Origin of the sequence: Paenibacillus sp. FSL R7-0128 (genome assembly GCF_038002245.1) — a bacterium.
Classification (GTDB): Bacteria; Bacillota; Bacilli; order Paenibacillales; family Paenibacillaceae; genus Paenibacillus_AQ; species Paenibacillus_AQ silagei.
Window position 1 is genome coordinate 3261531 of record NZ_JBBOCD010000001.1, and the last position, 21244, is coordinate 3282774.

The 21244-nt window shown below is 54.4% G+C and carries 18 protein-coding genes; 14 read left to right on the plus strand and 4 right to left on the minus strand.

Features of this window, described 5'->3' with window-relative positions; genetic code table 11:
* Positions 1 to 43 precede the first annotated feature (43 nt).
* From NST26_RS13315 to NST26_RS13340, 6 genes are all read left to right on the plus strand, one after another.
* Positions 44 to 973 carry an ABC transporter permease gene (locus NST26_RS13315; RefSeq protein ID WP_036729369.1) on the plus strand — a complete coding sequence of 310 codons (930 nt, stop codon included), beginning with the start codon at positions 44 to 46 and terminating at the stop codon, positions 971 to 973.
* Positions 960 to 1754: an ABC transporter ATP-binding protein gene (locus NST26_RS13320; RefSeq protein ID WP_076074433.1), complete on the plus strand. Its 795-nt coding sequence runs from the start codon at positions 960 to 962 to the stop codon at positions 1752 to 1754. The genes NST26_RS13315 and NST26_RS13320 overlap by 14 nt, the downstream gene beginning before the upstream one ends.
* A gap of 176 nt (positions 1755 to 1930) precedes the next feature.
* Positions 1931 to 2722 (plus strand): SDR family oxidoreductase, encoded by a 792-nt coding sequence (locus NST26_RS13325; RefSeq protein WP_340979254.1) that lies wholly within the window; start codon positions 1931 to 1933, stop codon positions 2720 to 2722.
* A 240-nt stretch (positions 2723 to 2962) separates the two neighbouring features.
* Positions 2963 to 3685 carry an MgtC/SapB family protein gene (locus tag NST26_RS13330; protein ID WP_340980845.1) on the plus strand — a complete coding sequence of 241 codons (723 nt, stop codon included), beginning with the start codon at positions 2963 to 2965 and terminating at the stop codon, positions 3683 to 3685.
* 82 nt (positions 3686 to 3767) lie between these two features.
* The gene (locus tag NST26_RS13335; RefSeq protein WP_036729359.1) at positions 3768 to 4763 is read left to right on the plus strand and encodes an aldose 1-epimerase; all 996 of its coding nucleotides are present in this window, start codon (positions 3768 to 3770) and stop codon (positions 4761 to 4763) included.
* A 371-nt stretch (positions 4764 to 5134) separates the two neighbouring features.
* A complete protein-coding gene (locus NST26_RS13340; RefSeq protein WP_340979255.1) occupies positions 5135 to 6946 on the plus strand; it encodes an LTA synthase family protein in 1812 nt (603 codons plus the stop codon).
* A 15-nt stretch (positions 6947 to 6961) separates the two neighbouring features.
* Here NST26_RS13340 and NST26_RS13345 read toward each other — a convergent pair whose 3' ends face one another.
* The 4 genes from NST26_RS13345 to NST26_RS13360 form a co-directional block, all read right to left on the minus strand.
* Positions 6962 to 7963: a hypothetical protein gene (locus tag NST26_RS13345; protein WP_340979256.1), complete on the minus strand. Its 1002-nt coding sequence runs from the start codon at positions 7961 to 7963 to the stop codon at positions 6962 to 6964.
* Positions 7960 to 8967, minus strand: a complete 1008-nt coding sequence (locus NST26_RS13350) for a hypothetical protein (RefSeq protein ID WP_340979257.1) — start codon at positions 8965 to 8967, stop codon at positions 7960 to 7962. The genes NST26_RS13345 and NST26_RS13350 overlap by 4 nt, the downstream gene beginning before the upstream one ends.
* A complete protein-coding gene (locus NST26_RS13355; protein ID WP_340979258.1) occupies positions 8964 to 9878 on the minus strand; it encodes a helix-turn-helix transcriptional regulator in 915 nt (304 codons plus the stop codon). Before NST26_RS13355 ends, NST26_RS13350 begins: the two co-directional genes overlap by 4 nt.
* Before the next feature lie 140 nt (positions 9879 to 10018).
* Complete coding sequence (locus NST26_RS13360) at positions 10019 to 10207, minus strand: hypothetical protein (RefSeq protein ID WP_036729349.1); 189 nt, start codon at positions 10205 to 10207, stop codon at positions 10019 to 10021.
* Positions 10208 to 10423: 216 nt separating this feature from the next.
* Between NST26_RS13360 and NST26_RS13365 the strand changes: the two genes are divergently transcribed.
* The 8 genes from NST26_RS13365 to NST26_RS13400 all read left to right on the plus strand — a co-directional run bounded on the left by NST26_RS13365 (position 10424) and on the right by NST26_RS13400 (position 21102).
* Positions 10424 to 11437 (plus strand): substrate-binding domain-containing protein, encoded by a 1014-nt coding sequence (locus NST26_RS13365; protein ID WP_340979259.1) that lies wholly within the window; start codon positions 10424 to 10426, stop codon positions 11435 to 11437.
* Between the two features lie 21 nt (positions 11438 to 11458).
* Positions 11459 to 13324 (plus strand): cache domain-containing sensor histidine kinase, encoded by a 1866-nt coding sequence (locus NST26_RS13370; protein WP_340979260.1) that lies wholly within the window; start codon positions 11459 to 11461, stop codon positions 13322 to 13324.
* Positions 13325 to 13346: 22 nt separating this feature from the next.
* Positions 13347 to 14561 carry a response regulator transcription factor gene (locus NST26_RS13375; protein ID WP_340979261.1) on the plus strand — a complete coding sequence of 405 codons (1215 nt, stop codon included), beginning with the start codon at positions 13347 to 13349 and terminating at the stop codon, positions 14559 to 14561.
* 205 nt (positions 14562 to 14766) lie between these two features.
* Positions 14767 to 15876: a multiple monosaccharide ABC transporter substrate-binding protein gene (gene chvE, locus NST26_RS13380; protein WP_036729338.1), complete on the plus strand. Its 1110-nt coding sequence runs from the start codon at positions 14767 to 14769 to the stop codon at positions 15874 to 15876.
* Between the two features lie 101 nt (positions 15877 to 15977).
* Positions 15978 to 17507 carry a multiple monosaccharide ABC transporter ATP-binding protein gene (gene mmsA / locus NST26_RS13385; RefSeq protein WP_340979262.1) on the plus strand — a complete coding sequence of 510 codons (1530 nt, stop codon included), beginning with the start codon at positions 15978 to 15980 and terminating at the stop codon, positions 17505 to 17507.
* Between the two features lie 6 nt (positions 17508 to 17513).
* A complete protein-coding gene (mmsB, locus tag NST26_RS13390) occupies positions 17514 to 18677 on the plus strand; it encodes a multiple monosaccharide ABC transporter permease (protein ID WP_340979263.1) in 1164 nt (387 codons plus the stop codon).
* Between the two features lie 155 nt (positions 18678 to 18832).
* Complete coding sequence (locus NST26_RS13395) at positions 18833 to 19501, plus strand: TraX family protein (protein ID WP_340979264.1); 669 nt, start codon at positions 18833 to 18835, stop codon at positions 19499 to 19501.
* Between the two features lie 92 nt (positions 19502 to 19593).
* Positions 19594 to 21102 carry a copper amine oxidase N-terminal domain-containing protein gene (locus NST26_RS13400; RefSeq protein ID WP_340979266.1) on the plus strand — a complete coding sequence of 503 codons (1509 nt, stop codon included), beginning with the start codon at positions 19594 to 19596 and terminating at the stop codon, positions 21100 to 21102.
* The last annotated feature ends 142 nt before the right edge of the window (positions 21103 to 21244 follow it).

The following is a 21244-nucleotide window of genomic DNA, read 5'->3' on the forward strand; positions in this document are numbered from 1 at the left end:
TCCGAGCTGGGCGCCCTTTGCCGCTTGAGGGAGGAAGTCAGCAATGTATAATTCATTAATCGGGGCTCTGGAAATGGGCCTGCTCTACGCATTCATGGCACTTGGGGTGTATATTACCTTCCGTATTCTGGATTTTCCCGATCTGACGGTGGACGGAAGCTTCACAACCGGCGGCGCGATTGCTGCAGTGATGATCAGCAGCGGTTATTCTCCGCTATTGGCGACCTTGTGCGCAATGCTCGGGGGAATGGCGGCAGGGATGTGTACCGGTCTGCTCCATACCAAAGGTAAAATCAACGGGCTGTTGTCCGGAATTCTGATGATGATTGCCTTGTATTCGATCAATCTGCGGATTCTGGTGAAGCCGAATGTCTCCTTGATGGGAGATGACACATTGTTCAGCTCCATGAATCCGCTGCTGGTCATGCCTTTTATCGTTGTACTGGTCAAAATCCTGATGGATCTGTTCCTGCGCACCGATCTGGGACTGGCCCTGCGGGCCACCGGCGACAACTCGCGGATGATCCGCAGCTTCGGAGTGAACACAGATACAACAACCATTCTGGGGATCAGCCTGTCGAACGGGCTGGTGGCGCTCTCGGGCGCATTGATCGCCCAGTATTCTTCCTTCGCCGATGCGTCGATGGGGATCGGGATGATTGTCATCGGGCTTGCGTCGGTGATTATCGGGGAAGCGATATTCGGTGCGAAGAACGTCTTCCGGGCGACACTGGCTGTGCTGCTCGGCTCCATCGTGTACCGGATCGTTGTCGCTCTGGCACTCCGGGTGTCTTGGCTCAAGCCTTCCGATCTCAAGCTAATCACCGCAATTATCGTCATTATTGCCCTCGTCTTCCCGTCGGTTCAGCGGTATGTGAAGCAGAAGAGCACGGCCCGCAGACGGACGGCAGAGCTTGCTGAGCTGGCTCAGCGCAGTAAGCAGAGAGGAGGGGCCGCCAATGTTGAAGCTTGACAATGTATGTAAGCTGTTCAACCCCGGCTCGCCGGATGAGAAGGTCGCGCTGCTGGGGATCGATCTTGAACTGAACGCGGGCGATTTCGTAACGATTATCGGCAGTAACGGTGCCGGCAAATCTACACTGATGAATATTATCTCAGGCGTGATGAAGCCCGATCTGGGGGAAGCGCGTATTGAGGGCAGCTCGATCAGCCATCTGGCGGAATACCAGCGAGCACGCTGGATCGGCCGGGTCTTCCAGGACCCGATGGCCGGGACTGCGCCGCATATGACGATTGAGGAGAACCTGGCTATGGCCTACAAGCGGGGCAAGCCCCGCGGGCTGTCCTTGGGTGTTAATGCGCACAGACGTACGCTGTTCCGCGAACAGCTCAGCCGTCTGGGCATCGGCCTCGAGGACCGGCTGCGGGCCAAGGTGGGGCTGCTCTCAGGAGGCGAGCGGCAGGCGCTGAGCCTGCTGATGGCGACCTTCACCCAGCCTCAGATTCTGCTGCTGGATGAGCATACGGCTGCGCTGGACCCTTCGCGTGCCGAGCTGATCACTACCCTAACGGAATCTATTGTCCGTGAGATGAAGCTGACTACACTGATGGTTACCCATAACATGGATCAGGCGATCCGCCTGGGCAACCGGCTCATCATGATGGATAAAGGCTCGATCATCCTCGATTTCGATGAGACGCGCAAAAAGGATCTGACGGTAGAGCGTCTGCTTGGCGAATTCGAAGCGATCAGCGGACATAAGCTGGCTGACGACCGGATGATGCTGGGCTGATTCAGAATCATCATTCCTGAGCTTCATGGCTTGATCTGCCGCCGGTTTATCCGGCAGCGGGTCAAGCTTTTTGCCATTTCAGGTGCGCTGGTCCGATTCATATCCGGGTATGAGAGGTAAAGTTAAGGGAAAGAACTTGACTTGAACATCAAACACCAATGGAGGCGACTGCATATATGACTGCGAACAAACTGGAAGGCAAGGTAGCGATTGTTACAGGAGGCGGCTCGGGCATCGGCCGGGCATCTGTGCTGGAGTTCGCCAGAAGCGGGGCCAAGGTGGCCCTTCTGGACCGGACGGTAGAGAATGCGGAGAAGGTGGCTGAGCAGATCCGCCAGGAAGGCGGCGTGGCCGCTGTATTCGAATGTGATATTGCCGAGCCGCAGCAGGTGGAGCATGCCGTGAAGGAGGTTGTCAAGAAGTATGGACAACTGGATATCGTGTTCGCCAATGCCGGAATCAACGGGGCCATGACACCGATTGAGACGATGGACATCGAGTCCTGGGACCAGACGATTCAGATTAATCTGCGGGGCACCTTCGCCACCGTCAAGTATGCGATTCCTCATCTCAAAGAGAAGGGCGGCAGTATTCTGATCAACAGCTCGATCAACGGTAACCGGGTATTCTCCAATGTCGGGTTCTCTGCCTATAGTACGACCAAGGCGGGGCAGGTGGCTTTTATGAAGATGGCTGCGCTTGAGCTGGCCCAGTACAAGATTCGTGTAAACGCTATCTGTCCGGGAGCAATTACCACGAATATAGATGATAATACCTATCCTTCGGATGATCTCAGGGAAGTGCAGATTGAAGTAGAATTCCCGGATGGCGGGCAGCCGCTGGAGAAGGGGCCGGGGCGTCCGGATCAGGTGGCCAAGCTGGCGCTGTTCCTCGCTTCTGAGGATTCGGATCACATTACGGGCACGGAAATCTACTGTGACGGAGCGGAATCTCTCCTGCACGGCTAATCCTTCTATAAGTCACTCATCGCTCATAGGATGGGATAAGTGAAGTCTTCTCTGAAGCGGACGATGTTCCTTGCCGGAGCCTTAGGCAGTACTGCCTGAAGCTCCCGGTTAGCGGGGATAGGCGTCCGTTTCTTGTTTTGACCGGGCAGCAGAAAATTTCAGTAAAAGTTGCAGCGCATTTCAGGTATACTGATTCTATGTGCCATGACGGGCGAGGAAGGAGGAAAATAAATTATGAATATGGACCTGCTGCATATGGAGTCAATCATCAAGCTGCTTGTGGCCATGCTGTTCGGGCTGTTCATCGGCATTGACCGCCAATTGAAACAGAAACCGCTGGGAATCCGGACCAGTATGGTCATCAGCATCGCCAGCTGTCTGGTAACCCTGGTATCTATTCATGCGTATGACAAATTCGGCGGAACGGATCACCCCAATATGGACCCGATGCGTCTGGCGGCGCAGATTGTCAGCGGTATCGGTTTTTTGGGAGCGGGTGTTATTCTGCGCAGAGGCGGAGATGCGATCTCCGGCTTAACCTCGGCCGCGCTGATCTGGACGGCATCCGGTATCGGAATTGCAGTTGGCGCAGGCTTTTATGTAGAGGCGGGTTATGCGGTTATACTGCTTATGTTCGCGGTTAACGCTGTGCCTCTGCTTATCAAAGCCATCGGACCTGAAGTGCTGAACAAGCACGAGATCTCCATCAAAATCATTATGGAACCGAACTATATCCTGACGGATGTGATTCAGAAGATTGAGCAGCGGCATGTCATGACCGACCAGCGCAAAACGCGCAAAACCGGCCGGACCATCCGGCGAATGAAGATCAAGGATCTTGAGGATGGCAGGCAGATGATCGACATGGTCGTTTCTGCGCCAGACAAGGATTATGCTACGGAAATCTATTATGATGTGAAAAAAATCGAGCATGTCATGAGTGTCGAAGTCGAGCAGCTGTAAAAATGGCATGTTGCCATTCCGGCAGATGTGGTACTCTATCTATGAGAGAGTCATTTTGATCATATGGAAGGGGATTATTGTAATGACACCGATTACAGCATTTGAAGGACACTATGAGGGAGAAGCCGCTGTCTGGCTGAAGGCCGGCCGTTATGAAGCGGCTATTCTGCCGGGCATCGGCGGGAATCTGATTTGCTTCCGGGATACTGAGAGCGGTTACCGTTTCTTGCATGAGCCGGGCGCGGAGGAGATGGAAGCATTCAAGGCTAACCCGGGCATTCACGGCATTCCTGTACTATTTCCGCCGAACCGCTATGAGGATGGAGAGTTCCCGTGGAATGGACAGACCTATCATTTGCCTGTCAATGAAGCCAAAACCGGCAATCATCTGCATGGCTTCCTACATACAGCAGCATGGGAGGTAGAGGAATTCGGTACCGGCACAAGCGAAAGCTTCGTCACTGTAGCGATCAAGGTGGATGAGAACCATCCGTCCTATCAGTATTTGCCGTTCAAATATACGATCAAGCTGCGCTACACGCTCGGTGAAGGCGGCCTGTCCCAGCAGCTGCTGGTCCACAATGACGGTGATGTGCTGATGCCTTGCCTGCTGGCGTTCCATACCGCTATTAATGCTCCGTTCGCCCCAGGCAGCAGCGCGCAGGATTACCGCGTCAAGGTGACTATCGGCGAGCGCTGGGAGCTGAGCAGCGACCGGATGCTGCCGACCGGCAAATTCCAGGAGCTGACTGCTGATGAGGTGGCTCTGCGCGGCGAAGGCGTGTATCCGTTCTATGCATCGATGGACAACCACTATACCGCAGCCGCCCAGAATGGACGGAACCGGATGGAGCTGACCGACCGCAAGGCCGGAGTTACGCTGGTGTATGATGTGGGTACCTCGTATAAGCAATGGATGATCTGGAACAACGGAGCAACCGAAGGCTTCTTCTGTCCTGAGCCGCAGATTAACCTGGTGAATGCGCCAAAGGTGGATCTGCCTGCTGATGACATCGGCTTGTTCGGGCTGGAGCCTGGGGAATATTGGGAGGAGAGCAGCCGGATATACGTGAAGTAAGTAGGGGGTCTTGAAGCGATAAAACCCTCTCAGGGGTTATCCGTGGCTGCAAAGAAGGTTTGACTTCCGGCCGCTGTTAGGTTTGTATTTCCTGATTTAAACTGCTGTTCGCAGTAGAAATACAAACCTAAAGGCGAACGCTATCGCTCCTCCAGTTCAAACTTCTCTTCCGCCACTTCACCCTGAGTGTATATTACAAATTCAGTCTATCCCGCTGGGATGAGAATAGAAAAGAAAAGAGAAAAGAGCAGCGTCTGATGTATGGATGCTGCTCTTTTTTGTAGCGTTGTACTCATTTGGGAAATGAATTTTAAGGCGGTTTTAAGCTTAAAGGCGTATACTACTCCTTTAATAGTTAGGAGTGAATGAACTTGTCTCGGATATTGCCATCGAAGCGTTTGTTGTATTTGTTGATCATTTTACTGGCTATAGGATTTGGGCTGAATTTGTTTTTGCAGGCTGCTTCTTTTCGGATGGATGTGCTTCATGCGCTAAAGTGGGTTGGCGCTTATCCTTGGCTGTATTGTACCGGAAGTCTGTTTATATTCTTCATCCTGCTCTTAAGCTCAGTGATTGTACCGAATGCGTATGTGGGGCCGGCGGTGGTCTCGGCGCTGTTCGTGCTGCTGGGGATTGCCAGTGATCAGAAGCTGGCTACGAGAGGCGAACCGCTGTTTCCGTGGGATCTGATGCTGCTGAAGAATGCCGAAGGAATGAGCAAGATTACCAGCGGGATGATCTCTCCGTTTGCTATAGGGACCGCTGTTCTGCTGGTTGCCGGTCTGGTCCTTGTGATTATTAAGCTGCCGAAGAACCGGATCAGACTGTCCTTGCGCGTGACGCTGGCGGGGATCTCTGTGGGGCTAAGCACATGGTTTCTTGTGCTGGTCACTGGTCAATCTCCTGTGGTTGCAGCAATGAGCTATCAGAACATCTTCTGGAATCAGAAGGTCAATTATACGCAGAACGGGTTCGTCTATGCGTTCGCCGGGAATCTGCGGCAGAGCCTGATGGACAAGCCGGAGGGCTACAGCCGCGAAGCGGTTGAAGCGGTAGCTGCCAAGTATTCGGCATTGCCGGAGGCGCCGGTACAGGCCGCGCCAGGGGAACAGCCGAACATTCTGTTTATGATGAATGAGGCGTTCTTCGATCCTACGCGCCTGCCCGGATATACGCTTAGCGAAGATCCGCTGAAGTTCATCCATGGGGTGGCGGGGCAGACGCCGTCCGGTTATTTGCTGTCCCCGGAATTCGGCGGCAATACGGCTAATGTGGAGTTCGAGGCCCTGACCGGGCTGTCGATGTATTTTCTGGGGGATGGAACGATTCCTTATCAGCAGCGCATCGTCAAAATGTCCTCCCTGCCGTCAATTGTCAGCATTCTGAAGGACAGAGGGTATGAGGCACTGGCGTTGCATCCGTTCGATGAGACCTTCTATAACCGGAACCGTGTCTATCCGGTGCTGGGGTTCGACCGCTTCACAAGTGAGAAGGATCTGCCGGACGCTGACCGCCTGACTCCAGAGGGGTATGTCTCGGATAAAGCAGCTGTACAGGAGGCGGTCCGGCAGCTTCAAGAGGCATCAGGCCCGGCATTCCTGCATCTGGTGACGATGCAGAATCATTTTCCATTCGTCAAAGGCGTGAACGGACCGAACACGATCACCGTCCAAGGCGGACTGCCGGAACAGAAGGATGAGCTGGAGACTTATGTGCAGGATACCAAGCTGACAGACGAGGCCATGGCTTATCTCCAGCAGGAGCTGCTGAAGATCAAGCGGCCCACTATCGCGGTGTTCTGGGGAGATCATCTGCCTGCGCTCAGCGCCGGGATCTATACCGCAGCAGGCTGGGATCAGGAGCCAAGGCTGAAGCATGAGACGAAGCTGTTGGTACTCGCTAACTTTGAGATCGGGAAGGAGCCGCTCGGGACGCTTAGCCCGGCCTTTCTCGGCCCTGCGGTCTTCCGGTTATCCGGGCAGACGCTGCCGGCCTTTTATAAGCTGCTGGAGCAGGTACGGGCTGAAATTCCGGGACTTAGCAAGAAGGTGCTAATCGGGCCGGGCGATACCGGAACTCTGAAGGAGCTGACCCCGGAGCAGCAGGCGCTGCTGGCTGACTACCGTCTAGTCGAATATGATCTGCTCGAAGGGGAGAAATACGCGGAGTCTCTGATGTTCTGAGCACTCCGCCGTGGCTTAGCGCAGCCCCACATCATGGAAGCGGTTCTCGATCGGCTCACGGAGCAGTATGCGGATGGACTGGATCGCTGCGGTCTCTATACGCTGTGCTTCCCGGAGGAGTGGAAGCAGAGATTGGGCATCCAGCGAACATGGACCCTCTGGAGCTTGTACAGTCTGCTTGCATAGAGTGTGCGTTATTTGATTATAGACAGCAGCTAGAGCTGCATAATGCTCTGCAACGCCTTCAACTTCGGGCCAATACTGGCTGGCTTCTCTTGCGTAGGCTGCAGTGTCCTGCTTCAACCCTGCATAGAAGAGCAGCGTCTCATAAGCTCCGGCAGCATCATAGGTGTTGTCCGCCAAGGCTTCCAGCATAGCATCATAGGCCCGCAGGCCGCAGGCATATTGCGATTCCGGCAGCATCAGATCATGAACCTCTGCCTTATACACCGCCTGGATGAAGGACTCTCTGAGCACCTGAACGATATCCTTGCGGATCTGGCCTTCATAGATTTGGCCATACCAATATGGCGATTCATTCCTTCCGAATTGCTCGTAAGGCAGCTCCAGTTCTGCGGCAGAAGCATTCTCTGTGTAATAGAAAAGCTGCCGTTCATCATCACAGCGGGTAATCACTATGAAACGGTCCTTCCAGCAGACCACACCTGTGCCTTGCTCAAGTGATCTGCGGATTTCTGAAATAGCCTGCTTCTGATAGAGAGGGAAGGTAGGGCTGAAGTTAAAGCCTGCACCCTGCATGGCGATAACACCAATCAGATCTGCTGCTACGCAATGTTCAGCCGCCCAGTTATATGCCGTAGCAGAATCCGGGTGAAGCTGCCTGTGTACCGACAGACGGAAACATAAGGCCGTCATTCCGGCCAGCATGGGCTTGGAGAGTGTGAACCAGCCTTTGGCCGACAGGACCTGGTGCATCGCATCTGCAAAAGAAGAAGCGAGCGGCACACGCGGCTGATCCGCAGCGGCTGAAGCGTGCTTATTATGATGTTCATTCATCGTGCGGTGTGCGCCCCCCATCTGGGCAGTGTGGACCGCTTCCGGTCCGGGTACTGCCCAGAAATTTTTGTAACCTGCTGCATCGCCCGTTCCTCCAGCTCCAAGGCCTTCTTCAAAGCAGAGCAGAGGGAGGGAAGCTGAACTTGCATTAGCAGCTTGCCGCTGTTCTTCTCAGAGATTGCAGCCGCGAGCGGTCCCCTCAGCCCCTCCACCAGCTCATCATACAAGCGGCTGACTTCCTTAAGACCCGGTAATACGGACTGAACCTCACGTAGATAAGCGGAGATCTCGATCCGTGAAGTCATGTACGATTCAAGGATGTAAATAGCGCCGTAGCTGTCGAATCCGCCCTGCTGAAGCGCCCGGATCAGGAAGCTGTAGGCCAGGCGGCCTGAACCGAGGCTTGAGACAGGGAGTGTTTTGTGAGGAGTCTCCCAATCCTCCAGCGCAAGCCGAAGTGATTCAAGTACAGTATCCTGCAACGGAATCATCATCCGCTCTCCGACATACATATAGTCCCAGAAGGGCGTGAAGTTAAGGCCGAAGTTATCATACAGCACATATTGTGTCTCACCGGACCAGCCATCCTGTACATAGAACACCCGGTCATCCTCATCATAACCATGAATCACTCCGAATTCCGGTATCCAGTAGAGGCAGGCCAGACCGCGGTCCAGACTCTGCTTGACACAGTCAATAGCGATCCGTTGATACGCCCCGAAGGAATCATGTCTGGTTCTCCCGCCGTCATCCACCAAGAAGATCCCGAGGTTGTCGACAGCCCGGCGATGCTCTGTGCCCCACTGTCCGTAAGCCGTAACAGACATGGGGAGGAGCTTCTCATGTACGGTGAATTTGAAGGCCATGCCGCTTAGCCCGGAGAGCATGAATTTTGGACCCTCGAATAACCCGGCGGCAGTCAGTACGGCATAGAGCGCATCGGTAAAGGATTTCGATTCACGCTGCATCCGGACGTCAAGGATTACACCTGTTCGTTTGCTCACTGTTCATTCTCCTGTTCATCCAGGCGGCTCACTATTGTCTCACATTTGCTGCGGAGCTTCTCCTTCAGCCATTTGGGGGCCAGGAGGGCATTCCACTCCGAGTGGAGCAGATGTGCAATGAACGCGCTGGTATCATAAAAATCAACTTCGTAGATATCCTTGTCAGCGGCGCGAAGCTGGTAACCTCCCCAAGACGGCTCCCGGGGTATTCCGGGTAACCGGATTCTTGCCGTGAATGGCTTCAAGGGTCTGGCCTGCCCGGCTGGAGCTACAGGGCCGTTCTCCCCGGCTATAAAAACCCTGCTGGTCAGTGTTAGCTCACGGATGCCCGACAGGTTGTAATACTCACTCCGCCCGTCTCCTTCCACAGCGGCCACGAGATAATCATCTTCAATCCGCCGGCTTAGCTGTAGGGGACAGAGATACAGCTCCTCCGGGGGATCCTGCCCGTTCCGGTAGAGAACATGGACCACCCTGCGGACCTGGATAGCCTGCTCCAGCATCTCCATGACCTGCAGTCGGTGGGGATTCACTTCAAATACAGGCAGCTTAATCTCCCTGTCCGCAAGCGGCTGCGCCGTGAACCGCTCCAGCAGACCGCCCACCTTGCGGATGGTCTGGGCGTTCTCATAATCATAGTGACTATACCGGTAAGCCAGATATTTCAGCACCCGCTGCTCCTCGTCCGTAATGTACAGATGTGGGAGCACGAAGCTGTTGTCCTCATAGATATATCCGCGCTGCTTCGCTACATAGCGGAGTGGGGCCCGCAGCGATTCCGCCAGGTATTCAATATCCCGTTGGGCCTGGCGCCTGGAAATCTCGAACTGCTCCGCCAGCTTGCTGCTGTTCGGATAAGTAAGCTGGCGGACCTGCTGGTCAAACCACTGAATCCGGTGAATATGGCTCATGCTGCTCCCGCTCCTTTCTGTCAGCCTCCAGTATAGCTGGAGACGGTGCTTTAGACCAGCGTGAGCGTTCCTCTCAAAGAAACAAGGATGCTCTGGCATCCATGCACGAAGCATGAAGCTTGGAGCATCCTTGCGTCAATTTACTTGGTTGCTGCGTCCACTCTAACCTGCGTCGCTTTGTCGCAGCGCTTGCAGACCTTCAGGGCGCTGCCGTCGGATTTTATTTTGGTGTAGAGCAGCTTGATCCGGGTGGTCCCGCAGACCGGGCAAGTGCCGCGTCCACGGGAAGGAAGGGTCCAGAGTACCCGTCCGCGTTTGGTTTTTGACATTCTTGTAATCCTCGTTTCATTGAATTGATGGTACCTGTCCAGTATAGAACAAGCGGTACGACATAAAATGTCGTAGCAGATAACGAGTTTTTAACATTGGCCCAGTAACATAATTGACGGAACGGCTGCCAAGCCAGTAGACTAGATTGGACATAGATGGAAGAACCTGGGGCCCTAGGGCCTTCAGCATTCATTGTTATGAAAGGGGTTACATATGTGAAAAAGCTTGGGCTTGTCTACGTGCTGCTAATCGGCATCTTCGTACTCTACGTGCTGAATTACAAGCAGCAGGGGAATGCGGCAGACCCGTGGGAGACTGCGGGACTGCGCGGCAATATTGAGGACAAATATGTGATGGTTACGTTCCAGATCGGCATAGATTACTGGAAAAGCGTGCTGAAGGGCTTCGAGGACGCCGCAGAGGAGCTAAATGTATCCGTCGAGTATCACGGCTCCACCCAGCATAATGCGAGTGAACAGATGACGGTGCTGGAGCAGACCATCGCCAAGAAGCCGGCGGGAATTGCCATCTCGGCCGTGAATTCCAAGCTGCTTACAGCGACGATTAACAAGGCTGTGGAGAGTGGTATTCCGGTGGTGCTGTTTGATTCGGGAGCGGAGGGCAGCAAGGCGTATTCCTTCCTGGGAACGGACAATTATAATGCCGGAACGAAGGCGGCGCATAAGATGGCCGAGCTGACCGGGGGCAAGGGCGAGGTAGCTATTATCACCACACCGGATCAGCATAATCACCAGGAGCGGACGGACGGCTTCACGGACACAATTCGCAGCAAATACCCGCAGATGAAGCTGGTGGCGGTTAAGGATGGGCGGGGAGATCAGGTGGCGTCTAGGGAGGCTGCCGAGCAGCTGCTGGTGCGTTATCCGCAGCTGGCGGGAATTTTTGCCACGGAAAGTAATGGAGGCATCGGGGTCGCGGAAGCTGTGGATGCCGCCCCTGGGAGCGGACAGGTCCCGCAGATTATCAGCTTCGATACGGATAAAGGCACACTCGATCTGGTGAAGGAAGGCAAGATTGCCGCAACCATGGCTCAGGGCACCTGGAATATGGGTTATTGGTCGCTGACCGAGCTGTTTCATCTGCACCGTGATCTGGAGGCTGATCCTGAAGCCTATGCCAATAACAAGCCCCTGCCTGTCCCCGATTCTGTAGATACCGGAATTGATGTGGTCACGCGGCAGAATGTGGACAATTATTATGCCAAATAGGCGGCAGAGGGGGAGCCTGGGATGCGCAAGACCGGCGTGAGCATGGAGAAGCTGAAGCTGAATAATATGCCGATCCGCTATAAGCTGATTATTCACTTTTTGCTGATTAGCATTCTGCCTTCCATTGGACTGGGGCTGTTGATTGGCTGGACGGTGGACCGGATCGTGGAGGAGCAGAGTACCGAGAACACGATGCAGCTCATCCGCAAGGTAAATACCGCCATAGAGAGTGATGTGGAGAATCTGCAGAAAATTACATACCTGATCTCGTTCGATCCGGGCGTCCAGAAGTTCCTGAAGGGGGCGTCACCGGCTCCGGCACAGCCGGACCCCGCAGCGGGCAACGGGGAATCGGCGGAATACAATATCCGCAAATTTCTGCAGGGCTTCACCACACTCAGCTCCGAGATAGCCGGCATCATGCTGGTCAACCGTGAAGGCGATTTCATCAGCAACGAGATGTATACCCGTTCCGGTACCCGGCTGACGGAGGAGAGCTGGTACAAGCAGGCGGCAGAGAATAAGGGGATCTTCCTGATCGTCGGGCATCCGTATGGCCGTGCGGTCAGGTCCCATGTGGACTATAAGGAGAGCGAGGTGGTCTCTGCTGTACGGGCCATTGTGAATCCTGAGACGCAGGTGGTCCAGGGTGTGGTGCTGGTGGATCTGAAGCTGCGGGTGATCGCGGAGACGGCTAGAGATGTCACGCTCGGCAAAACCGGATATCTGACGGTGGTGGACAATCGCGGAGAGATGATTTACGCGCCGCAGCACCCTTTAATGCGTAACATCCCGGCAGGTCTGTTCACCGAGTCCTCGGGCATTACCTCGGAGACAGTAGACGGCCGCAAGCTTCAGCTGATCTACCGGACCTCGCCGTTTACCGGCTGGACCACGATGGGCGTGTTCCCGATGGATGAGTCGGCTTATGGAATCCGCGAGATTACGTTCAATGTTGTCACGTTTGTATTTGTGGTCTGTATGCTGGGCATGACCGCCTCATTCTATCTGGCCTATTCGATCTCCCGTCCTATCGGCCAGCTGGCCTCCTTCATGAGCAAGGCACAGTCCGGTGATCTGACGATCCGCTACTGGGGCAGCCGTTCCGATGAGATCGGGCTGCTCGGCCGCAGCTTCAATACGATGCTGGCCCAGATTAGCCGGCTGCTATCCCTGACCGAGCTTCAGGCGCGGCAAAAGCGTGAGGCGGAGCTGCGCAGTCTCCAGGCGCATATCAAGCCGCATTTTCTGTACAATACGCTGGATACGATTCACTGGATGGCCCGCAGCAAGGGAGCGGAGGATATCGCCGAGGTCGTCCAGTCCCTCTCCAGGCTGTTCCGGCTGGGCTTAAGCAAAGGGAGCGATATCATACCGCTCTCCGATGAGCTGGAGCATATCGTCAGCTATCTGAAAATTCAGCATGTCCGTTATAGCACCAAGCTGACCTATTCCATTGAAGTGGAGCCGCACTTACAGGAGCTGTATGTGCTTAAGCTGCTGCTGCAGCCGATGGTGGAGAACGCGATCTATCACGGCATCAAGGAACGGCGCGGCCCCGGCCACCTCTCCATTGCAGTTGTAGAACGGGACAACGACCTGTATCTTACCGTACGCGATGATGGTGCAGGGATGTCTGCGGATAAGCTGAAGGAGCTCAGACAGCGGCTCGAAGCGGTTGGCGCAGAAGAACTAGAGCGTACGGAGACGGACATGGCTGTAACAGGCACCGCAGGAAGCGGCTACGGCATATTGAATGTGCAGGCGAGGATTAGGCTGACCTACGGAGTGCCGTACGGGATCCAGATTGAGAGCGGACCGGGGCAGGGAACTCTTGTAACCGTATGTCATCCGGTTGTTCGTGAGCATTACCCTGAGAAGGATTAGGACAGAGGAGGATGATCCGCAGATGATGGACAAATGGAAAGTAATCATTGCCGATGATGAGCGCATTATCCGGGAGGGGATCCGGCAATGCGTGGACTGGGATAGCCTGGGCATGGAGGTGACGGCAGAGGCAGAAGACGGGGAAGAGGCGCTGGAGCTGGCCGTGAACAATGCCATTCATATCGCCCTGGTGGATCTGAACATGCCGATAATGCATGGCATGGAGCTGATGAAGCGGCTGCGTGAGGCACTGCCCGGCTGCAAGATTATTGTGATCACCGGCCACGATGAATTCGCCTATGCCCAGGAGTCGATCCGGCTGCAGGTGAATGATTATATTCTCAAGCCTGCGGAGCCGAAGCAATTGATGCAGGTGCTGCGGGGCGTCCGCGATGAGCTGGAGTCCGAGCGGCAGCAGAGCCAGCATCTGGAGCAGGCTTCCCGGCAGCTGATGAAGAACTTCCCGCTGCTGCGCGAGCGCTTTTGCCAGGAGTGGCTGGATGGTAATCTGAGCCAGGCGGAGATCCGGGAGCAGCTGCAATTCCTCAAGCTTCCGCCGCAGCGGCCGGAGCTGATCGGCATCATCCGCTGGCGGTGGGAGGGCCAGCATCCGGCGATGAAGGAGAAGGAGCGGCAGCTCTTCTTGTTCGCCATAGAGAATATCGCTGCCGAGCTGTTGGACCCGTATCCCAAGGTGATGTTCCGGGACGCCGCCGGATTGATCGTTATCCTGCTGTGGGATGCCGCCAGTGAGCGCATCCTGGCCGGAGTGGAGGCCGCGGTGCGCAGCCATCTCAAAATCGCTGTTGAAGTCGGCACGCGGCTGATCCAGGGAGAGATTACAGAGCTTGCTGCCGCTTACCGGAGCTGCCGGGTGGCGCTGGTCAAGGAGCAGCCGCTGTCCCCGCTCGTCCGCCGGGCGAAGCAGCATATCCAGGAGCATTACAGCGAATGCGAGCTTACCCTGGAGGCCACAGCAGGCCTGCTTCAAGCCTCCCCGGTCTATCTGAGCCGCCTGTTCAAGCAGGAGCTGGGCCAATCCTTCGGCACGTATCTGACCCAGACCCGTATCCGCCGGGCCGCCCAGCTTCTGCATTCAACCGACCTCAGTATTAACGAGGTGGCGGAGCAGTCGGGCTATGAGACCCAGCATTATTTCAGCACAGCCTTCAAGAAGCAGACCGGTGTGGCGCCGCTGCAGTTCCGTAAAGGGGTGCAGGCTGAGGTACACAAGTAACTGAAGATACTGGATGAATAGTGGGGAATGCTTCAGTAGCCATCTATTGGCGAGAGGGCATTCCTTTTTGCATATAAAAAGTTATATTTTCACAAAAACAGTAGCCTCAGTGTAAATACGGCACCTGCCCCCGGTTGCTATACTCGATTTGTCACACGGGAACACCTGTGGAAGACATCAGAATAGTTCAGGGGGTAGTGCAGGAATGAAAAAATATTCAATGATCACGCTTCTGCTAACACTGGTACTCATCTTATCTGCATGCGGCAACAGCGGTAATTCATCCAGCAGCGCTGGCAGCTCTTCCGGCGGCGGGGATACATCGAAGGGCAAGGTGGGCATCGCGATGCCGACCAAATCTTCGGAGCGCTGGGTGAATGACGGTAACAACATGGTCAAGGAGTTCGAGAAGCTGGGCTACGGGACGGATCTGCAATATGCGGAGGATGTTGTCGAGAATCAAGTGTCGCAGATTGAGAACATGATCACCAAAGGTGTGAACGCAATTGTAATCGCTTCAATTGACGGTGAGGCGCTGACGGACGTGCTGCAGAAGGCGCATGACGCCAACGTTAAGGTGATCGCTTATGACCGTCTGATCAAAAAAAGTGAATTCGTAGACTATTATGCGACCTTCGATAATTTCAAGGTGGGTGTGCTGCAAGGCTCTTACATTGAAGAGAAGCTTGGCCTGAAGGACGGCAAAGGCCCGTTCAACATCGAGCTGTTCGGCGGATCGCCGGATGACAACAATGCCTACTTCTTCTTCGACGGCGCCATGTCGATTCTGAAGCCATATATCGATTCCGGTAAACTGGTGGTCCGCAGCAAGCAGCTTACGATGGATAAAGTAGCTACGTTGCGCTGGGACGGCGCTGCCGCCCAATCACGGATGGATAACCTGCTGAGTGCGAACTATGCGAGCGATAATCTGGACGCCGTCTTGTCTCCATACGATGGCATCAGCATCGGTATCCTGTCTTCGCTCAAGGGTGTAGGCTACGGCTCCGGTGACAAGAAGCTTCCGGTGGTGACCGGACAGGACGCCGAGCTGGCTTCCGTGAAGTCCATTCTGGCCGGAGAGCAGACCCAGACAGTATTCAAGGATACCCGCGAGCTGGCCAAGAAGGCAGTGGAGATGACGGAGAGTGTGCTGAAGGGGACCGAAGCTGAAGTCAACGATACCACCACCTACGACAACGGGGTCAAAATCGTCCCGTCCTACCTGCTGGAGCCGGTCTCTGTGGATGCGGGCAATGTGGATAAAGTGCTGGTGGACGGCGGGTACTATACCAAAGAGCAGCTCGGACAATAATAATCAGCAGCAATTCTTGCGGTTTCCCGGCGGCATCTAACAACGATAATATCCGCCGGAGAACCGCTGCACAGTCACAAGGAAAGCTGGGTGAGAGGCACATGAGCGAAATTATTTTGGAGATGAAAGGCATTACCAAGACATTCCCCGGCGTCAAAGCGCTCTCGTCAGTCAATCTGCAGGTGAAGGCAGGCGAGATCCACGCCCTCTGCGGAGAGAACGGGGCAGGCAAGTCCACGCTGATGAAGGTGCTTAGCGGAGTGTATCCGCACGGGACGTATGAAGGGGATATCTATTACCAGGGGCAGGTATGCCAGTTCAAGGATATCAAGGACAGCGAGGGCCTGGGGATCGTCATTATCCATCAGGAGCTGGCGCTGATTCCGTATTTGTCGATTTCGGAGAACATCTTCCTCGGCAATGAACAGGCCAGACGCGGGGTGATCAACTGGAACGAAACGACGGTCAAGACCAAGGCGCTGCTAACCACCGTCGGCCTCAAGGAATCGCCGTTTACAGGAGTTTCTACGATAGGTGTCGGCAAGCAGCAGCTTGTAGAGATCGCGAAGGCGCTCTCCAAGGAAGTGAAGCTGCTCATTCTCGACGAACCGACAGCGGCGCTGAATGAGGATGATAGCGAGAACCTGCTGCTGCTCATTCTGGAGCTGAAGAAGCAGGGGATATCCTCGATTATCATTTCCCACAAATTGAACGAAATCGAGAAAATAGTGGATTCCGTCACGATTCTGCGGGATGGACAGACCATCAAGACCCTGGATATGAAGCAGGATGCCGTTACAGAGGATGTCATTATCAAAGGCATGGTCGGGCGCGATCTGACGAACCGTTACCCTGAGCGCACACCGGATCCGGGAGAGACGATCTTCGAGATCCGTGACTGGAATGTCTATCATGAGACACAGGCGGACCGCAAAATGCTGGATCAAATTAATCTCCACATCCGGCGGGGTGAGGTGGTCGGCATTGCGGGGCTGATGGGCGCAGGGCGCACGGAGCTGGCGATGAGTGTGTTCGGCAAGTCATATGGCAAGCGGATCAGCGGCCAGACTTTTATGCACGGCAAGGAAGTACACCTTAATAACATCAGCCAGGCGATAGAGCATGGGTTAGCCTACGTGACCGAGGACCGCAAGCATTACGGCCTGATCCTGATCGACGATATCAAGCGGAACATCTCGCTCAGCAGCCTGAAGAAGCTCTCCCGCCATGGCGTCATTAATGAGAACGAGGAAGTGCTGGTCGCAGAGGAATACCGCAAGAAGCTGAATATCAAGACCCCCAGCATCCTGCAAAAAACCGTGAATCTCAGCGGCGGCAACCAGCAGAAGGTGGTACTCAGCAAATGGATCTACGCCCAGCCGGATGTTTTGATCCTGGATGAGCCTACGCGGGGTATCGATGTCGGGGCCAAATACGAAATCTATTCCATCATCAACAGCCTTGCCGCAGAGGGGAAGGGCGTGCTGGTCATCTCTTCCGAGCTGCCGGAAATCATCGGGATGTGCGACCGGATCTACACCATGTGTGAAGGGCGGATCAGCGGGGAAGTCGAGCGGAAGGATGCGTCGCAGGAGCTTTTGATGAAATTTATGACACGAAGCAGGGGGTAACACCGCATGGGAGCCATTAGTGAACTGTTCAAAAAAAATATCCGCCAATACGGCATGATCATTGCCTTGATTTTTATTTCGGTGTTCTTTCAAATTCTGACCGACGGCATTCTGCTGAAGCCGCTGAACGTGACCAATCTCATTCTGCAGAACAGTTACATACTGGTGCTGGCTATCGGGATGGTGCTGGTAATCATCACTGGGCATATCGACCTCTCGGTCGGCTCGGTAGCTGCCTTCATCGGTGCCCTGTCGGCCATTATGATGGTGGATATGGAGCTGAATCCGGTGCTGGCCGTAGTCATCTCGCTGCTGATGGGCGCGCTGGTCGGGGCCTGGCAGGGCTTCTGGGTCGCTTATGTCAAAATCCCGGCGTTCATTGTTACCCTGGCGGGCATGCTGCTGTTCCGGGGCCTGACGATGATCGTGCTGAACGGGCAGTCGATTGCACCTTTCCCGAAGACTTTTCAGAAGATCAGCTCCGGGTTCATTCCCGATGTCGCAAGCGTGGGCTCGCTGAATGTGCTGACCCTGATCATCGGCGTTCTGCTGTCGCTGCTGTTGATCTATCAGGAAATCCGCAGCCGCAGGATCACGGTGAAGTACGGTTTTGAGCGGTCTGCGGTCTGGATGTCCGTTGCCAAGGCTGCTGCGCTGGTGATCGTCATCAACCTGTTCACCTATGTTCTGGCACAATATAACGGGATTCCTAATATCCTTGTGATTCTGATGGTGCTGATCGTATTGTACTCCTTCGTCATGAACCACATGACCATGGGGCGGCATATCTATGCCCTGGGCGGCAATGAGAAGGCGGCAAGCCTCTCCGGCGTCAAAACCAAACGGGTGACCTTCTGGGTATTCGTCAACATGGGTGTACTCGCTGCCCTTTCCGGTCTGGTCTTCGCGGCCCGCCTGAACTCTGCTACCCCTAAGGCCGGTACGAACTTCGAGCTGGATGCTATCGCTGCCTGCTTCATCGGCGGAGCCTCCGCATCCGGGGGAATCGGAACCGTGGTCGGTGCCATCATCGGCGGTCTGGTCATGGGCGTCATGAACAACGGCATGTCGCTCGTCGGCCTCGGCGTAGACTGGCAGCAGGGGATCAAGGGACTGGTGCTGCTGCTTGCCGTAGGCTTTGATATCTATAACAAGTCGAAGACAGCCTGATAGTAAGATAGAACCCGGCCGGAACTGCTCCAGAGGGAGCGGCTCCGGCTTGCCTGTCGTACAAGTTCTCCCGCACAGCTTGCAGCATACGGCTCTGGCATGGATAATAGCACCTAAGGTGCTTTATATTTCATGATAGTAACAGGAGGCTACAGATGCAGATTATTGCCATGCTGACCATGCTGATTGACCATGTTGGGCTGATCTTTTTCCCGGGTGAGCTTGCCTGGAGATATGTGGGGAGAATTGCCTTCCCGATCTACTGCTACGCGCTGGCGCAAGGCTATATCTATACCTCCTCCAGACCCCGCTATCTGCGGCGGCTGCTTGTCATTGCGGTGCTGGCACAGATTCCGTACAATCTGGCGATTCATCCTGGAGGCTGGAACGTCGTCTTTACCCTGCTGATCTCAGCGCTGGTCCTTGCCCTGCTCGATAAGCTGCCGAATCTGTGGGCGGGTATTCCGGTAGTGGTAGTCGCTGTGCTGCTGATGGATGCACTGCCGCTCGACTACAACGCTTACGGCCTGCTGCTGGTGCTGATCTTCCGGTATACCCGTTCGTATGTGCTCGTGCTGGCGCATTTGGCGCTGAATGTATTCTATCTGTTCTATTATAATTGGCTGGTGCAGATGGCCAGCATAATTCCGACCCTTCTGATTGCGCTGACCCCGGGTTTTTGGGTGCTGCTGGAGAAGAGACGTCTGCCACGCTGGGTCTGGTGGTGCTTTTATCCGGCCCATTTAGCAATCCTTGCGTTGGTAAAGTTTCTCTTTTTCAAAGAATGGGTATTTATAGAATGGCGGAGTTTATTTAGCGTATGAGGGTTCATCATTTCCAGGTGCTGTATTTACAAATTGATGCTCCTCTGAGATGATGGGTACGTTGCCAAATTATGAGCTAGAGGAGACATGCTATGAAGAAAATGAAAGCAAGAACCAAATGGCTGGTGCCGATTCTCGCCCTGCTGTTGATTCTGTCAGGCTGCCAGGCGGTTGGCGGCTTCGATGTCAATAAGGCACTGCTGGGGGATCTGGATGTCAAATCCTCTGAATCCAGCACTACGATGACCCTGAGCGCTGTTCCTGCTGCAGGCATCACCGCAGAGGACCGTGAAGTTGTTGATCTTATTAATTCCTTATCGCTTACGCTCGGCCATGTGAAGGTTCAGGATAACGGCAATGTCTCGGCCACGGGAGTTGTGGGTTACAAGGAGTTCAAGATTCCTTTCTCCCTCTTCACCGACCAGAAGAACCTGGTCTTCACCGCAGAAGGCGCGAAGCAGCCGTTCTACATGCCGCTTCAGAGCAATGAAATGTTGCTCGGCCTGGAAGCAACCGATCCTGCCAAGACCTTGGAATTCACTAAGCTGGCCTCCCAGTTTGTGATCAAGAATCTTCCGAATCCGGGTGCGATCACAGTGACATCAGTAAATGAATCCGTATACGGCCAGCCAACCAGCTTGACGAAGCTACATACGGAAATTACAGGGGAAGAGCTTCCGGTATTGCTTAAGAGCTTCCTGAGATCTGTGTCTAAGGATACCGAAGGCTTCACTGCCCTGATCAACGGTCTGTATGATTACATGTATCCGCTGATCAAAGACAGAGCTGAAGATCTGAACAGCATCGGTCTGGGCGATATTCCGCTGGAAGACAAAGAAGGGGTAGTCACCGTAGTGCATGATGCGGCCAAGCTGGCGGTGGATGCTCTCCTGCTCGTCTATGACAAGCAACTGGAGAATCTCTATGAATCGACCCCTGAACTCAAGACTGTTCTCGGCAAGGATACGAAGCTGACTGCGGATATCTTCGTGGATAGCGGCTTCCATGTCCGCAAACAGAACATTGACTTGAGTGTTGCTCTTCCGGCCGATGAATATCTGCCGCTGCAGAGCATCAACATGAAGCTGGTGTCCGAGACTTGGAATGTAAATGGTCCGGTAACAGCTGATCCGATCAGCACGACAGGCGCAATTGATTACTCCAAGGGAGATCTTACTCCGGGTGAGACGCTGAGAAGCTTCGATCCAAATTCTTCAATCTATAAGCTGCTCAAAGAGGAGATGGCAATTACCTCCAAGAGCCTGATGATCGCACCGGACGACGATTACTATTATCCGGTCGTGAAGAATGGCACTACCTATGTACCGCTGCGTTATGTAGCAGAGGATCTGGATGCTAAGGTAGAGTGGGATGGGCCTAACAAGTCGATTAAGGTTACCGACGATGTATACGGCGATCAGCTCGTATTCAAAATTGGTTCCGCGCAGGCACAAATTGCCGGCAAGACCGTGAAGCTTCCGTTAGCCGTATTCGTAGATGAGTATGGAGATGCTAATGTGCCGCTGCGTGTATTGGCTGAAGGCCTGCACGCCACGGTTGAAGTGGATGATGACGGCTATATCTGGATTGAACGTCCGTAAGAAGTACCATTAAAGTCAAAAAACCGGGACCCCTGAGTAATCAGGCGGTTCCGGTTTTTTTTTGCGGGATTACCTGGCGCCGCCTTGACAATATAGGTTTATTGCAATAGACTTAACGTCATTAGGTCTACTGCAATAAACT